The sequence below is a fragment of the Vibrio sp. 1978 genome, assembly GCF_033344345.1.
In genome coordinates this window covers 316,444-332,029 of sequence record NZ_JAWPOP010000002.1, presented here as the reverse complement: position 1 = coordinate 332,029, position 15,586 = coordinate 316,444, and the positions used below count along the sequence as shown (strand labels likewise).

Below are 15,586 nucleotides of genomic sequence, written 5' to 3'. Positions count from 1 at the left end.
TTAGAAAGCTCAGGAGCGACGACGCCGCTCCTGATAAATTAGAATACGTAGTAAAGAAGAGCAAAAACTGGGAATGCTGCGGTTAGGCTGTCGATACGATCTAGCACACCACCGTGCCCTGGGATAATGTTACTGCTGTCTTTAATGCCTGAGACACGTTTGAACATACTTTCAACCAGATCACCAAGCACTGAAATAACGACAGTAACCAGCGTAATCAGCACCATATGGACAGGGCTAGTGAACTGGATATCGAACCAATCAGCAAATGCCCACGCTACGATTAATGCCGTGATAATGCCACCAATTAGCCCTTCAATGGTTTTATTGGGGCTTACATGAGGAGCCATCTTACGTTTGCCTAAGCTTTTGCCTGCAAAGTAGGCGCCGCTATCTGCAGCCCATACCAAGAAACAAACGTACAACACAAGCTTTGCGCCGTGGTATGGATCTACAGTGATGTCATACGCTCTGAGAATAATCACACTCCAAAGGAATGGGATTAATGTCAGAAAACCAAATACATGACGTAAAACAAAATTACTTTGCCAAGATTTCGTCGTTTTGGGGTAAGTAATCGCCATTAAGCTAGCAATAATCCACCAAACAAAACCAATACCCAAGACGACATAATGAGGTGTCGTTAAGTGATTGAGGCTATATGCATCAGGCGAGATGTATAGAAAACTAAGTCCGGTAATAATGATTGCCGGCACAAGGGCAGCAATGCGAGAGTTGCTTCCTGTAAACTGAGTCCACTCCCAAAAACCTAATAGCGTTATTGCAGTTAAAGCGGCAATAAAGCCCATTAGCGGTAATTTAAAAATGCCTAAAATAACCAGGGGAGCTAAAATTAGTGCTGTTATTATTCTCTGTTTCAAACTAACTAGTCCTTATTGAGCTGCCATCAATGCCTTTATTTGTTCACCTGTACAGCCAAAACGACGTTCTCGGTTGATAAACCAAGTCACAGCTTCTACCAAACTGTCTTCATCGAATTCTGGCCAGTACTCTGGTGTAAAGTACATTTCTGCATAAGCCATTTGCCACAACATAAAGTTGCTGATGCGGCACTCTCCACTGGTGCGAATTAAAAGATCCACTTCCGGTAGGTCTGCCATGGTCAAATGCTCAGTGATTAGCTGCTCATTGATATCCTCTACACGAATTTCACCGTTACGTGCTTTTAGCGCTAACGTTTTAGCAGCTTCTGTGATGTCCCATTTACCGCCATAGTTGGCTGCAATGTTGATCACCATACCCGTGTTATCTGCCGTTAGGTTTTCTGCTTCTACAATTTTCTTTTGTAGACGCTCACTAAATCGACTGGTATCACCGATCACGCGCAACCGTAAATTATTTTTGTGTAGTTTTTTTACTTCACTAGACAGGACCGTGATAAACAGTTCCATCAAAAGACCCACTTCTTCCTCCGGACGACGCCAGTTTTCACTACTAAAAGCAAACAGCGTCATGGCTCTAATGCCTAGTTTTGAAGCAGCAGCCACGGTCTTACGAACGGCACTAACGCCTTTTTTATGACCAAATACGCGAGGTTTTCCTTTGGACTTAGCCCAACGGCCATTACCGTCCATAATGATGGCAATATGCTTAGGAAGGGAATCAGAGAAGGCTTGAGAATTTTGCATAGGGAGTTAATTGAGTTCCATCAGTTGGATAGACTAACATAAAAAAACGCTGAGCTGTGAGCACAGCGTTTTCCAACAGTGATGTGTGTGGGAGTATTAAACTTCCATCAACTCTTTTTCTTTTGCAGCAAGAACTTCATCGATCTTCTTAACTGCAACGTCAGTTAGCTTTTGAATTTCGTCTTGTGCTTTACGGTCTTCATCTTCAGAGATTTCTTTATCTTTTAGAAGCGCTTTAAGATCGTTGTTTGCGTCACGACGGATGTTACGAACAGCAACACGACCACCTTCAGCTTCACCACGAACGATCTTAACTAGGTCTTTACGACGCTCTTCCGTTAGCGGTGGAAGTGGAACGCGGATGATAGTGCCAGCTGACATAGGGTTTAGACCAAGGTCAGACGTCATGATCGCTTTTTCTACTTTCGGCGTCAGCTCTTTATCAAAAACCGTGATTGCAAGTGTACGTGCATCTTCAGCAATAACGTTTGCTACTTGGTTTAGAGGTGTTGCTGCACCGTAGTATTCTACAGAAATACCAGATAGTAGGCTTGGGTGTGCACGACCTGTACGAATTTTAGAAAGGTTGTTCTTAAGCGCTTCAACGCTTTTATCCATGCGCTCTTGCGCGTCTTTTTTGATTTCGTTAATCACAGTTTCACCTTAAAAATGTCATCTTTCCTGAAGAAAGCCTAAAACGGTTGAGCAAAGCAAGCACCACCCTAACGCGTTGGAGTGGCACCTTAAGCCAAGCTTATTCGTTGATGAGCGTGCCTTCTGCTTCGCCCATTACCACGCGACGTAGTGCGCCTGGCTTGTTCATATTAAATACGCGGATTGGCATTTTGTGGTCACGAGCTAGCGTAAACGCCGCCAAGTCCATAACTTTCAGCTCTTTATCCAGAACTTCTGCATAAGATAGCTTATCATACAGCTCTGCGTCTGGGTTTGCTACAGGGTCAGCAGTAAATACACCATCAACTTTCGTCGCTTTTAGTACGACATCCGCTTCAATTTCGATACCACGTAAACAAGCAGCAGAATCCGTTGTAAAGAACGGGTTACCAGTACCAGCAGAGAAGATGACAACTCGGCCTTGGCGAAGCTCACGGATCGCATCAGCCCAATTATAGTCGTCACATACGCCTTTTAGAGGGATTGCAGACATAACGCGCGCATTTACGTATGCACGGTGAAGAGCATCACGCATCGCTAGGCCATTCATTACTGTAGCAAGCATACCCATGTGGTCACCAACTACGCGGTTCATACCAGCTTCAGCTAGGCCTGCACCACGGAACAAGTTACCGCCACCGATAACTACACCAACCTGAACACCCAGTTCAACCAGTTCTTTAACTTCTTGTGCCATACGATCAAGGACCGCAGGATCAATACCAAAACCGTCTTCACCTTGAAGAGCTTCACCACTCAGTTTTAATAGAATACGTTGATACGCTGGTTTAGGGTTCGTAGTCATGGAGTTTACCTTCCAAAGAGAGTTGTTGATTAACAGTCATGAATAGACACAACTTCAGTTATGGCTATTCATCACGGCTAATCGTTCACTGCTCATAAAAAGACCGCAGCCTTGGCTACGGTCTAATCTTTATACAGTCTCTAAGGATTAACCTTTTTGAGCTGCTGCAACTTCTTCAGCGAAGCTCATTTCTTCTTTCTTCTCGATACCTTCACCTACTTCTAGGCGAACGAACGTAGAAACTGAAGCGCCTTTTTCTTTCAGCATTTCGCCTACAGTTTTCTTAGGCTCCATGATGAAAGCTTGACCTGTTAGAGAGATCTCGCCAGTGAATTTCTTCATGCGGCCAACAACCATCTTCTCAGCGATTTCAGCAGGCTTGCCTTCGTTCATTGCGATTTCAACTTGAACCGCTTTCTCTTTTTCTACTACGTCAGCTGGTACGTCTTCTGGGTTAACGAACTCTGGCTTAGAAGCAGCAACGTGCATTGCAACGTGCTTAAGAGTTTCTGCGTCGCCTTCACCAGCAACAACAACACCGATTTTCTCACCGTGACGGTAAGAAGCGATTGCAGTGCCTTGAACGTATTCTACGCGACGGATAGTGATGTTTTCACCGATTTTAGCTACTAGAGCTACACGTGCGTCTTCGAATTGTGCTTGTAGTTCTTCAACAGAAGCTTTTGAAGCTAGAGCTGCAGCTGCAACTTCTTCTGCGAATGCAGTGAAGTTACCGTCTTTAGCAACGAAGTCAGTTTGGCAGTTAACTTCAAGAAGAACAGCAACGCCGTTTTCTTCTTTGATGATGATTGCGCCTTCAGCTGCAACGTTACCAGCTTTCTTAGCTGCTTTCGCTGCGCCAGATTTACGCATGTTTTCAATTGCTAGTTCGATGTCAGCGTTTGCTTCTACAAGCGCTTTCTTACATTCCATCATGCCAGCGCCAGTACGCTCGCGAAGTTCTTTAACTAGAGCAGCAGTTACAGTTGCCATTCTGTCTTCCTCGTTTGATTCGAAATAAGGTAAAAAACAGGGGCCTAACATTGTCGGCCCCCATTGCTAACTATAACTTAGTTTATGCTACACAAAGGTTTCACATAGACCAAGTGTGACACAGAGCCGCTATTATTCAGCTTCTACGAAACCGTCTTTTTCAGCAACTGCAGCTACGTCTTTGTTACGACCTTCAGATACTGCTGAAGCAGCAGCGTTCAGGTATAGCTGTACAGCGCGGATCGCGTCGTCGTTACCTGGGATTACGTAGTCAACGCCGTCTGGGTTAGAGTTAGTATCTACCACAGCGTATACTGGAATACCTAGGTTGTTAGCTTCTTTAATTGCAATGTGTTCGTGATCAGCGTCGATTACGAATAGAGCGTCTGGTAGGCCGCCCATGTCTTTGATACCACCAAGAGATTTCTCTAGCTTCTCCATTTCGCGAGTACGCATTAGAGCTTCTTTCTTAGTTAGTTTGTCAAAAGTACCGTCTTGAGATTGAGTCTCTAGTTCTTTTAGACGCTTGATAGACTGACGAACTGTTTTGTAGTTTGTAAGCATACCGCCTAACCAGCGGTTGTTTACGTAAAACTGGTTGCTTGCGATTGCAGCTTCTTTAACAGCTTCAGATGCAGCGCGCTTAGTACCTACGAATAGAACCTTACCTTTCTTCTCGCCAACTTTAGCTAGTTCAGCTAGAGCGTCGTTGAACATTGGTACAGTTTTTTCTAGGTTGATGATATGAACTTTGTTACGAGCGCCAAAGATGAATGGCTTCATTTTTGGGTTCCAGTAACGAGTCTGGTGACCGAAGTGAACACCAGCTTTTAGCATATCGCGCATTGATACAGTTGCCATTTTAAAATCCTCTATGGGGTTAGGCCTCCACATTCCCCATAACTCCGACCAAGCTTCTGCTCAGCACCCCGGAATATGTGACGGAATGTGTGTGATTTAAAGATAAAAGGTTATTCGGATGAAGCTTGCTTCGCCGCTTAACTTTGCTAAACGAAGAGAACAGTCCTCTATTCCGGCGCGCTTTATACCATATTTTAGCTCACTGTGGCTAGTAAAAATTATTTCTTCACCGAGCCACTTTCTCCTATTTATAAGCAAAACTTTAAACATATGATCGAATTAAGAATGATGCATATTCCTATCTAACTTGGGTTAACGCCCCGATGTCTGATAGAATGCGGCCATTCGCACGTTTACGTGCTTAGGAATAAGTAGAGAAAGCCAATGTCAATCAAGATTAAAACTGCTGAAGAAATAGAACGCATGCGCATTGCGGGCAAGCTAGCCGCAGAGATTCTAGAAATGATCGAACCACACATCAAAGTTGGTGTGACGACAGAAGAGTTAAACAAAATCTGTCATGAGTACGCTCTAGAAAAAGGTGCATACTCTGCTCCGCTTGATTACCATGGTTTCCCTAAGTCGATCTGTACTTCAATCAACCATATCGTATGCCACGGTATTCCAGCGGAAAAAGACGAAATCGGTAGCAACGGCCAAATGAAGCCGGCGGTACTAAAAGATGGTGACATCTTAAACGTTGATATTACCGTAATCGTTCCAAATGATGAGAATGCCGATCTGAGCGTGCGTCCTCAGGGTTACCATGGTGACACTTCTAAGATGTTCCTAGTCGGTGATGTTTCGCCTGCAAACAAACGTCTGTGCATGGTAGCTCAAGAAGCACTGTACGTTGGTATGCGTACCGTTAAGCCAGGTTCAACAGTTGGCGACATCGGTACAGCTATCGAGAAGTACATCAAAGAGAACAACAAGAACAATCCTCGCAACAAGTTTTCTATTGTGAAAGACTTCTGTGGTCACGGTATCGGCGATGAGTTCCATGAAGAACCACAAGTGGTTCATTACAAGAACAAAGACCGCCGCGTATTAAAAGAAGGCATGTGCTTTACTATTGAGCCGATGATTAACGCAGGTAAATTTGGTTGCTCTGTTGATGCACAAGATGACTGGACTGTTTACACGGGCGACGGCAAGAACTCTGCGCAATGGGAACATACCATTGTAGTAACAAAAGAAGGTTGTGAAGTACTGACGCTTCGTAGCGACGATACGATTCCTCGCCTAATGAAAAACGCGTAAAGCTGACAACCACTCGTTGTTTACTATATCCCTGCTTCGGCGGGGATATTTTTTATCTGCCGCAAATTTGTTAGATTGTTATTAGATTAGCTTGCACGGATGGCAAATATGACACTTCAGTCCCCTCTTACCTTTTCCGATGAACAAATCAATATCGGTGAACTCAAACAAGAATTAGAGAAGTTTAGCTCTAATCAAAACCAAGAGTTTCTCAATCATCATCCGGTAACAAGCTTGGTTTTAGCCAGAGCTGAATATATGGATCTGCTTCTCAATCGTTTGTGGCAACATTTTGGTTTCAAGGATATTTACAACATTTCCCTAGTTGCCGTTGGTGGCTACGGACGAGGCGAGCTGCATCCGCTCTCCGATATCGATATTTTGATTCTGTCGAACAATAAACTGCCAACCGCGTTAGAAGCAAAAATCAGCGAATTCATTACGCTGTTGTGGGATTTAAAACTCGAGGTCGGACACGCTGTTCGCACCGTTACTGAATGTGCTGAAATTGGTAAAGCCGATCTAACGGTCGCGACAAACCTGCAAGAAGCGCGATTGCTGTGTGGAAGCGAGGACACCTTTCAGGCACTGAAGAAAGTCGTGTTATCAGACTCCTTCTGGCCAAGTGAGACGTTTTACCGCGCTAAAATTCAAGAGCAGCGCGAACGCCATGCACGTTACCACGACACGACCTACAACTTAGAACCGGACATTAAATCAACCCCTGGCGGGCTGCGCGATATTCATACATTAAGCTGGGTCGCTCGACGTCACTTTGGTGCGACTTCATTGTTAGAAATGAGCCGATACGGATTTTTAACTGACGCAGAATACCGAGAATTGGTTGAATGTCAGGACTTCCTTTGGCGAGTACGTTTCGCTCTGCACATGGAGCTTCGCCGCTATGACAACCGCTTGACCTTTGCCCATCAAGCACAAGTTGCGGAAAATCTAGGCTACGTCGGAGAAGGCAATCGAGGCGTAGAAATGATGATGAAAGAGTTCTACCGCACGCTTCGTCGTGTGGCAGAGCTCAATAAAATGCTACTCAAACTCTTTGACCAAGCGATCATTAATGGTGGGGCGACAGAAAGTGCCGAGATTCTCGATACGGACTTTCAACGTCGCGGTTCTTTAATTGAAGCGCGGAAACCCGCATTGTTCCAAGCTCGCCCAGAAACTATTCTGGATATGTTCTTACATATTGCTAACGACTCAACTATTGAAGGGGTGAGCCCACCAACGCTGCGTCAACTGCGCACCGCTCGCCGTCGGCTCAACAAGTTTTTGCACACCATTCCTGCTGCGCGTGAAAAGTTCATGGCGTTATGTCGTCACCCTAATGCTCTGCACAAAGCATTCAGTCTCATGCACCGATTAGGGGTTATGGCGGCCTATTTACCGCAATGGAGTCAGATTGTTGGTCAAATGCAGTTTGACTTATTCCATGCCTACACAGTTGATGAACACAGTATTCGCTTACTTAAACACATCAACACTTTTAGTGACCCAGAAAATCATGCGAAGCACCCAATTTGCTGTGACGTCTACCCTCGAATGCAAAAGAAAGAGCTGCTGATTATTGCCGCTATTTTCCACGATATCGGGAAAGGTCGTGGCGGCGATCACTCAATTATCGGTGAAGGAGAAGCATACGACTTCTGCATTGAGCATGGCTTATCGAAGCCCGAAGCCAAACTTGTCGCTTGGTTGGTAAGACATCATCTATTAATGTCTGTCACCGCACAGCGCCGAGACATTTATGATCCTGATGTCATTACCGAATTTGCCAAAAAAGTCAGAGACGAAGAATCTCTCGATTATCTTGTATGCCTGACAGTTGCAGATATTTGTGCAACCAACCCAGAACTTTGGAATGCTTGGAAACGAACTTTACTTGCGGAGCTGTATTACTCCACACAACGTGCTTTACGTAGAGGCCTAGAGAACCCTGTCGATGTGCGTGAGCGAATTCGCCACAATCAACAAATGGCCTCCGCAATGCTGCGCAAAGAGGGGTTTGCCGCGCGCGAAATTGAAGTATTGTGGCAACGCTTCAAAGCTGACTACTTCCTTCGTCATACCCATACGCAAATCGCGTGGCACTGCGAACACTTACTTCGCATGGAAGATCCGACTAAGCCTTTGGTATTGATCAGTAAAAAAGCCACTCGTGGCGGCACTGAGGTGTTTGTATATACGAAAGACCAGCCTGCTTTATTTGCGACGGTCGTGGCAGAGTTAGATAGGCGTAATTTTAATGTACACGACGCGCAAATCATGACCAGCAAAGATGGGCACGTGATTGATACCTTTATGGTACTCGATCAACATGGCGAAGCGATCGATGAGTCTCGTCACGCGGCGGTGATTAAACACCTCACCCATGTACTGGAGGCGGGCCGACCAACCAAGATTAAAACGCGCCGTACTCCGAACAAACTTCAGCACTTTAATGTGAAAACCAAAGTCGACTTCTTACCAACCAAAGGTAAAAAACACACTTTAATGGAGTTTGTCGCGCTAGACACACCAGGGCTGTTGGCCAAAGTAGGCCGTACGTTTGCTGATTTAAATATCAACCTTCACGGTGCCAAAATCACCACCATTGGTGAGCGAGCAGAAGACTTGTTTATTTTAACCAGTGATGCAGGAGGAAGATTAAGTGAAGAACAGCAAGATGAGCTAAGAGAGAGATTGATCGAAAAGTTATCTGATGAGGTCGCAGCTTAGATAAAACCTGCCAATCTTTTCGGTTCAGGGCGAGAGCGATCTTGCCCACAAGTTAAGCATTTTGGCTAAATATCAGCTATCTAGCTCATACATAGGCTGCTACAGTTATATCAATATCAATTCGATGTAATAGAGGTAGCCTATGTATCCCCACCTCACTGGTTTGGGTATTCACGACCCTAAGCAGATTGAACGTTATTCCCTACGCCAAGAAGCACACAAAGACGTACTCAAGATCTATTTCCACAAGCAAAAAGGCGAACTATTCGCTAAAAGCGTTAAATTCAAATACCCACGCCAAATCAAAAATGTTCTTGTTGATAGTGGCAGTCACAAATATAAAGAAGTAACGGAAATCAACCGTAACCTCACATTAGTCATTGATGAACTGAATAAAATTACTAAGCCAACGAAACAACCTGAGGTTGATGTAAAAGAGAAAATTCTTTCAGACCTTCGTCATTTAGAAAAAGTCGTTTCGAGCAAGATCGCAGAGATCGAAGCGGATCTCGAAAAACTAAAGTAAAACGTTAAGTCTTAAATATTAAAAAAGGGTTAGCATTGATGCTAACCCTTTTTATTTGTACTGTGCCGTCCTAAATAAGGTTGACACTTTCCACCCCCAAAATTGGAGAGTGTTATGAAATCAACAACTAAAAGAACTCAGCGCGATTACTCCCTCGCTTTTAAACTCACTGTAGTTGATGAGGTTGAAAAAGGAAGCCTCACTTACAAACAAGCCCAAGAGAAGTATGGCATCCAAGGTTGCTCTACGGTTTTGGTTTGGCTTCGTAAGCATGGTCGACTAGATTGGTCTAAAGGGACACCTAACTTTATGTCCAAAGGAGACTCTATGACCGAGTTCAATTCACCTCCTACACCAGAGCAACGTATTAAAGAGCTTGAGAAGCAGCTCGAAGATGCTCAACTCAAAGCCGACTTCTTTGAAGCTGTCGTGAACGTTATGGAACGTGACTATGGTGTTAGAGTGACAAAAAAGCACAAAGAAGCGTTGTCCAAGAGAAAACCATAGTAGGTTTGAGCGTTACGAAGTTTTGTCAGTTAGTACAAATCTCTCGCCAAGCTTATTATAAGCAATGCCAAACTCAATCTCGTTGTGAACATCATGAGCATGCTGTCATTGGCTTTGTCCGTGAAGTCAGGCTGAAGCAGCCACGCATTGGCACGCGTAAACTGAAGTTCTTAGCAGCAACAAAGGGCATTCAAATAGGTCGCGATAAGCTCTTTGAACTTCTCAGAAAGCATCGGCTGTTAGTGAGAGCAAGACGAGCCTATCACCGAACGACTGACAGCCGTCATCGATTTTTCTGTCACCCAAACAAAGTGAAAGATGGGCTGACACCAACGAAGCCAGAACAACTGTGGGTTGCTGATATTACTTACTTGCCAACTCAAAATGGAGAGAGTTATCTCAGCTTGGTTACAGACGCTTATTCAAGGAAGATTGTTGGTTTTTATGTGGATGACAACATGAAAACTCAATCAGTTAAGCGGGCATTTATCTCAGCTCTCAGGCAACCGCAGAGTGAAGAAAAGCTAATACACCACTCAGATAGAGGCTCACAATACTGTTCGAAGGAATATCAAGATATCCATAAGAAACATAGAGTGACTTGCTCAATGACTGACGGGTATGACTGTTATCAGAATGCTTTAGCTGAGCGTGTAAATGGGATACTCAAAATGGAGCTCTTGCTGAAGAAACCGAAAGATCTGAAAGAAGCAAGGACGATGGTAGCAGAGTCCGTAGATATCTATAATCAAATGAGGCCTCATACGGCTTTAAAATACAAAACGCCCGATGAAGTACATCGAGCGTTTTAGTTAAAAAGTGTCAACCCATATCAGGACGGGTCATACCCAATCATTATCGAGATCTAACTGCACCGATTATCGGTTAATCATCGATTCATCCCACTCAAATCGAGTAAACAATTGCTGCCAAGTTTCATCAAGATTGGCCGTCATGACAATCTCTTGATCGGTAAATGGATGGACAAACCGTAACTCTGAAGCATGCAGTAGCAAACGATGAGAATCAAACTCTGTGCGATACAGCTTGTTGTGCTTTCCATCCCCGTGCGTTGTATCACCCACGATCGGATGGCGTAGATGTGCCATATGACGACGAAGTTGGTGCTTACGCCCCGTTTTAGGTTTCATCTCAACTAAGCAATAACGCGTTGTAGGAAATTTACCCGTCGAATAGGGAACCTCCACTTTAGCCAACGGCTTATATTCCGTCACCGCTTCTTGCGCTTCTTTTTCTTGTGAAGCGAACTTATCCGCAATCTTGTCTAACTCCACTTTGAGTGCGTAATCCAAGATGCCCTCTTCCTCAATCCAACCGCGTACTACTGCGTGGTATGTCTTTTCCATTTTATGTTCAGCAAACATCGGCATGACTTGTGATGCGACTTCACTCGACAACGCAAACACGAGCACACCAGATGTTGGACGATCCAGACGATGCAATGGGAACACATGCTGACCAATTTGGTCGCGCAAAGTTTGCATGACAAACTGAGTTTCGTGTTTATCTAACCAACTGCGATGCACTAACATGCCTGCAGGCTTGTTGACCGCTACAAAATATTCATCCTGATAAACGATCTCCAGCTCAACTGGTTCTGAAGATCGCGCTATTTCTTGTTCTAGCATTCGTTTACTTACACAGTTCGTCAATGGTTCGGATTGTAACAAGCAGCTCTACGAACTGCGGTTCCTGCTTCCACGCTTCTGAAAAATAGGGCTCGAGAGAAAACCCTCTTGGCAATGGTTGGTTGTTTTCCACTAGCACGTGCATTCTGTCTATAAAGATCCACTGCAACCACTCATGAGGATGCAATGTATCAATCGCAAATGGCTCCACGCTTTGTAAGGCTTGCTCTGAAGGCCTAGTGTGTTGCCACAACTTATGTTCTTTAAGCTGCGTTTCAAGTTGGTGAAGTAAGTCGACCAATTGAGTATTTGTTACCATTAATTCTATCTCGAACCTTGAATTAGCCGAGAATGATACCATTTCTTGTGAAAAGAACGTTAGGACGTCGTATTTAATGGAAAACATTCAAACCCTCACTCAACTGTTGAACAACAGCCGCTGTGATTATCAAATCTTCGATCTTGGTCGTCGTATCAAAACCATCGCTAAGAAAGAGTTTGCCGATGTAGAAAAAGGTCAAGCACCGTACCCATTCCCAATGCAGCGTAAAGCACACCTTGCCATCGCTTATTGGAATGAACAAAAGCAACCTTGGATTTGGTTTCTAAAGTTTGAATTGGACGAGCGCGGTTTGTTAAAGCAATCAGATATCGGCAATTTCATTAAATACGTAGTGGAAGCCATGGGAACACGCCTCAATGGTGATATCTCTGAAGAGCAACAGCAAAAGCTGTCTAATAACCCATATACGTTCAAACCTTCCGAAGACAAAATGGCCGTGTTTCATAGCCAGGTCCGCGCGAACCTCGATCTTCCTACCAGCCAATATTATGAGCACACTCAGCATTACTTTTCAGGTGGTTTAGGCTGGGATAATTGGCAAACCGTAGGTCTGCAAGGGATCACCGACATGGCCGCTCGTTTGGACAAAGAGCAAAACGGGGTAATGATACGCAAAGCGTTGAACCACCTACCAAATGAGCCACTTTATGCCCTATTAGGTGCGCTTGAGCATGTAGAGCTTCAAGAGCGTTTAGCAGAACGTATCGCGGAAAAGGCACAGCAAGAAATCGCAAGTAGCGAACCTGATCTCTTCCTACTTTCAGCACTTATCCGAGCCCTTGCTGGTGCACCAACAGAAGTCGCCTCTCCAGTATTAGATGCGATATTGCATAGCCCTCGTTTAAGCCATCAGGAGGTATTGATTGGTGTGGCGGGTCGCGCTTGGCACTTACTCGCCAATGAAAAGGTAGCAGAACAGTTTTTGCTGCGTTTAGCTCAAACCGGTAATCAAGCCCTATTTAATCAGTTATTTGCCGATTTAGTGATGCTGCCAGAGTTAAGAATGGTGTTATTGCCTTTGCTGCATTCAAACCCATCAGAGGAACTAGCAAATGCGCTAGTAAGCTTACAACAAGCAACAAAAAGCTAAGAAAGGTTCAGGAATGATTGGTGATCTTTTAGCAATTTTAGGGCTCTGCTTTTTCTGTTACCTGTTTTGGCAACAGCGTCGCCAAGCCGAACTCGCAAAAGCGGCCATCACGCGTAAATGTGAGCAATTGGATCTCCAATTAATCAGCATCGCCTTTGGTGCCCATAAACTAAAAACGCCAGACGGAGTCTGGCGTTGGCATACGGTGTATCAATTTGAGTTTTCATCTCTTGGTGACGATTGCTACCAAGGAGAGTTAACCATGGTCGGTTTCAGGCCGCAGAACTTTCACCTACCACCGCATCGCTTGTAAATTCCATTTCAAAGTAAGGACCATATACATCCTTACTTTCTTTTGTTTTAACAAATCCCAGCTTTTTCAGTACCGCCATAGAAGCCTGATGATTGCTATTCACGTTAGCTTTCACCTTATTCAAGCCCAACTCACGGCACGCTTTGGGGAAAAATGCTTTTAGTGCTTCTGTTGCTAACCCTTTACCCCAATATGATTTATCAAAAATAAACCCTAATTCAGGTTCGGAATCGAGATTAGCAATAAACACGTGCCCCATATAGTCACGACTGGTGCTCTCTAGCACTGCCATACTATAAATGTTCTCATCATCCAGTATTTTCTCAAACATCTGTTTGGCAGACGCAACTGTATACGGACCATTCAATTCAGCACGGTTTTTCGCACAGCAATTCAGCATGACGAATTCTAGTTGCAACGACTCATTGTAGGGTAGAAGAAGCATTCTTCTGGTTACTATGGCCACATCTGTTCCTTGATTACAACAAACTTAATCTATCCGCAGATCACAAACTCGATGAGCTGAACATGCTCAATGATTGCGGGCATAACACCTTGTAGAGAAGCCGAAAGTTAAACCAACTGGTTGGAAAGGATATTGATCTGAGTTGTTTTTTATTAAGTGTTATTAGGAATTTATATATTTTGTGATATTGATATCCCCAAGTAACATCGAGATGCTTAATTCAATGAGAACACTGGATATCGTTTTTATATAAGAAAGACCCCGACACATAAGTATCGGGGTCATGGTCTTACTCGCAGCAGTCCGGCTACTAAAAGTGCTCCATGCATCATCCATAATAGTGGCTGATTCCGTCAGCTTATTCCTTACGTCGCCGTCCTAGCGGTGTCCTTATCATCCTGACTGCTAACATTCCTCGTTAGCACACGTCACTTGTTCCTTGAGCGGTGTCCCTTGCATCTTCCTGATGCTGTCCATAGCCTCAATCCTAGAGGGGTCCATTGTCTATCCTTAGTCATCAACATCCTATTGATGATCGTATCCTTACAATGTCCTACGCTCCATGCTTGATTAATCATCCTGACCAACCAAATCGTCTTCCTGACGATAACCAAATCCTTGGTGCTTTCCTGTTCCATGTCTGCTTCCTGCTGACAACTCTCAATTTACGCCTTTTCCAAAAATAGACAATCTATCTAAGATAAATATTTGGCTCTCACATTGGTTAACAAGTTGTTAAATTATTATTTATCATAAACTTAAGCTCTTTATCTTCTCTTTTTCCGCTTACGAAATCGTTTTCTCTCACAACCTATGTAAGAGATCTCTCACACTACACTCTCCAAAATGCCATTCGCCAAATTAGCGCACTCAACGTATGATGATAGATATATCGTTGTTAAGGATTAAAAATGTTAACTCAAGACGTTACTAAAGAATTAGAAGCGGCAATGGAACAGTTGCAACAACAAGGAAAAGAGCCAACCGTAGCGTTAGTGAAAGCACGCTTGAAAACGCCAGTTCCAATGCCAGCATTAATCACCGCAATAAAAAGTTGGAAGAGTGCTCAACGCGTACCCAAGGTTGAAATCGCAGCACAACACCACACCGATAATGATCGTCTTGAAGCCCTAGAGCGCACCGTAAAAATGCTAGCCATTCGTATTGAAGAGTTAGAAGCGAAACTCAGTGAGAAATCATCATGAAGTTATGGGTAGATGCAGACGCGTGTCCGAAAGTTATTCGCGAAACCATTGTGCGTGCCGCCGAGCGTACGGGGATTGAATGTACGTTTGTCGCTAACCACGTTGTCCCTGTGCCGAAAAGAGACAACATCCACTCGCTGCAAGTCCCTGCGGGATTTGACATCGCAGACAACGAAATCGTCAAGCGTGTAGAAGCCAACGATTTGGTGATCACGTCAGATATTCCGCTTGCAGATGAGGTCATCTCTAAAGGCGCTCAAGCCCTCAGTTCTCGTGGCGAGCTCTATACAAAAGACACCATCAAAGCTCGCCTAAATATCCGCGACTTTATGGAAACCATGCGTTCAAGCGGAATTCAGACAGGTGGGCCCGCCGCGCTTTCTCAAACCGATCGACGCGAATTTGCAAACCATTTGGATCGTATTTTGGCGAAATTCAAGAAGTAACCCTCACTCTATTCATATTGAGCCAGCAAATCAAAGCCTGGCTCATTCCTGAAAATTCATTC

17 protein-coding genes are annotated in these 15,586 nt (G+C 44.3%); 8 read left to right on the top strand and 9 right to left on the bottom strand.

Going from position 1 to position 15,586, the window contains the following annotated elements; genetic code table 11:
• Window positions 1-38: 38 nt before the first annotated feature.
• The 6 genes from R8N49_RS03465 to rpsB all read right to left on the bottom strand — a co-directional run bounded on the left by R8N49_RS03465 (window position 39) and on the right by rpsB (window position 4,983).
• Window positions 39-881, bottom strand: coding sequence for a phosphatidate cytidylyltransferase (locus tag R8N49_RS03465; RefSeq protein ID WP_005385351.1), 843 nt, complete (start codon window positions 879-881; stop codon window positions 39-41).
• A 12-nt stretch (window positions 882-893) separates the two neighbouring features.
• A complete protein-coding gene (locus tag R8N49_RS03460) occupies window positions 894-1,649 on the bottom strand; it encodes an isoprenyl transferase (protein ID WP_005380331.1) in 756 nt (251 codons plus the stop codon).
• Between the two features lie 96 nt (window positions 1,650-1,745).
• Complete coding sequence (gene frr, locus R8N49_RS03455; RefSeq protein WP_005380330.1) at window positions 1,746-2,303, bottom strand: ribosome recycling factor; 558 nt, start codon at window positions 2,301-2,303, stop codon at window positions 1,746-1,748.
• A gap of 100 nt (window positions 2,304-2,403) precedes the next feature.
• Window positions 2,404-3,129, bottom strand: a complete 726-nt coding sequence (gene pyrH / locus R8N49_RS03450) for a UMP kinase (protein WP_005380329.1) — start codon at window positions 3,127-3,129, stop codon at window positions 2,404-2,406.
• 147 nt (window positions 3,130-3,276) lie between these two features.
• Entirely contained in the window at window positions 3,277-4,122 is an 846-nt protein-coding gene (gene tsf, locus R8N49_RS03445; RefSeq protein WP_005380328.1) for a translation elongation factor Ts, read from the bottom strand.
• Between the two features lie 132 nt (window positions 4,123-4,254).
• Window positions 4,255-4,983 (bottom strand): 30S ribosomal protein S2, encoded by a 729-nt coding sequence (gene rpsB, locus R8N49_RS03440; protein WP_005380327.1) that lies wholly within the window; start codon window positions 4,981-4,983, stop codon window positions 4,255-4,257.
• Window positions 4,984-5,367: 384 nt separating this feature from the next.
• Between rpsB and map the strand changes: the two genes are divergently transcribed.
• The 4 genes from map (at window position 5,368) to R8N49_RS03420 (ending at window position 10,824) form a co-directional block, all read left to right on the top strand.
• On the top strand, window positions 5,368-6,246 hold the full coding sequence (map, locus tag R8N49_RS03435) for a type I methionyl aminopeptidase (protein ID WP_005380326.1): 879 nt from the start codon (window positions 5,368-5,370) through the stop codon (window positions 6,244-6,246).
• Window positions 6,247-6,354: 108 nt separating this feature from the next.
• The gene (glnD, locus tag R8N49_RS03430) at window positions 6,355-8,979 is read left to right on the top strand and encodes a bifunctional uridylyltransferase/uridylyl-removing protein GlnD (protein ID WP_017636037.1); all 2,625 of its coding nucleotides are present in this window, start codon (window positions 6,355-6,357) and stop codon (window positions 8,977-8,979) included.
• A 142-nt stretch (window positions 8,980-9,121) separates the two neighbouring features.
• Entirely contained in the window at window positions 9,122-9,505 is a 384-nt protein-coding gene (locus tag R8N49_RS03425; protein WP_005380322.1) for a DUF3461 family protein, read from the top strand.
• 114 nt (window positions 9,506-9,619) lie between these two features.
• Window positions 9,620-10,824 (top strand): IS3 family transposase gene (locus tag R8N49_RS03420; protein WP_186584726.1). Its coding sequence is split into 2 segments (ribosomal slippage): window positions 9,620-9,971 and window positions 9,971-10,824, totalling 1,206 coding nucleotides; the frame shifts between segments, so codons are not numbered across the junction.
• Between the two features lie 66 nt (window positions 10,825-10,890).
• Here the strand turns inward: R8N49_RS03420 and truC are convergent.
• Both truC and R8N49_RS03410 read right to left on the bottom strand, forming a co-directional pair.
• Window positions 10,891-11,661: a tRNA pseudouridine(65) synthase TruC gene (gene truC / locus R8N49_RS03415; RefSeq protein ID WP_186584725.1), complete on the bottom strand. Its 771-nt coding sequence runs from the start codon at window positions 11,659-11,661 to the stop codon at window positions 10,891-10,893.
• A 4-nt stretch (window positions 11,662-11,665) separates the two neighbouring features.
• Window positions 11,666-11,980 (bottom strand): YqcC family protein, encoded by a 315-nt coding sequence (locus tag R8N49_RS03410; RefSeq protein ID WP_186584724.1) that lies wholly within the window; start codon window positions 11,978-11,980, stop codon window positions 11,666-11,668.
• A gap of 76 nt (window positions 11,981-12,056) precedes the next feature.
• Between R8N49_RS03410 and R8N49_RS03405 the strand changes: the two genes are divergently transcribed.
• Together R8N49_RS03405 and R8N49_RS03400 are read left to right on the top strand one after the other, a co-directional pair.
• Window positions 12,057-13,094 (top strand): DUF3549 family protein, encoded by a 1,038-nt coding sequence (locus R8N49_RS03405; protein ID WP_017636035.1) that lies wholly within the window; start codon window positions 12,057-12,059, stop codon window positions 13,092-13,094.
• Window positions 13,095-13,107: 13 nt separating this feature from the next.
• Window positions 13,108-13,407, top strand: a complete 300-nt coding sequence (locus tag R8N49_RS03400) for a DUF3301 domain-containing protein (protein ID WP_005380315.1) — start codon at window positions 13,108-13,110, stop codon at window positions 13,405-13,407.
• Here the strand turns inward: R8N49_RS03400 and R8N49_RS03395 are convergent.
• Window positions 13,367-13,852 (bottom strand): GNAT family N-acetyltransferase, encoded by a 486-nt coding sequence (locus R8N49_RS03395; protein ID WP_025768243.1) that lies wholly within the window; start codon window positions 13,850-13,852, stop codon window positions 13,367-13,369. The genes R8N49_RS03400 and R8N49_RS03395 overlap by 41 nt on opposite strands.
• A 932-nt stretch (window positions 13,853-14,784) precedes the next feature.
• On the opposite strand from R8N49_RS03395, the gene R8N49_RS03390 reads away from it, so the two are divergent.
• Entirely contained in the window at window positions 14,785-15,078 is a 294-nt protein-coding gene (locus R8N49_RS03390) for a hypothetical protein (protein WP_005391777.1), read from the top strand.
• The gene (locus tag R8N49_RS03385) at window positions 15,075-15,524 is read left to right on the top strand and encodes a YaiI/YqxD family protein (protein ID WP_005380310.1); all 450 of its coding nucleotides are present in this window, start codon (window positions 15,075-15,077) and stop codon (window positions 15,522-15,524) included. Before R8N49_RS03390 ends, R8N49_RS03385 begins: the two co-directional genes overlap by 4 nt.
• Window positions 15,525-15,586: the final 62 nt, after the last annotated feature.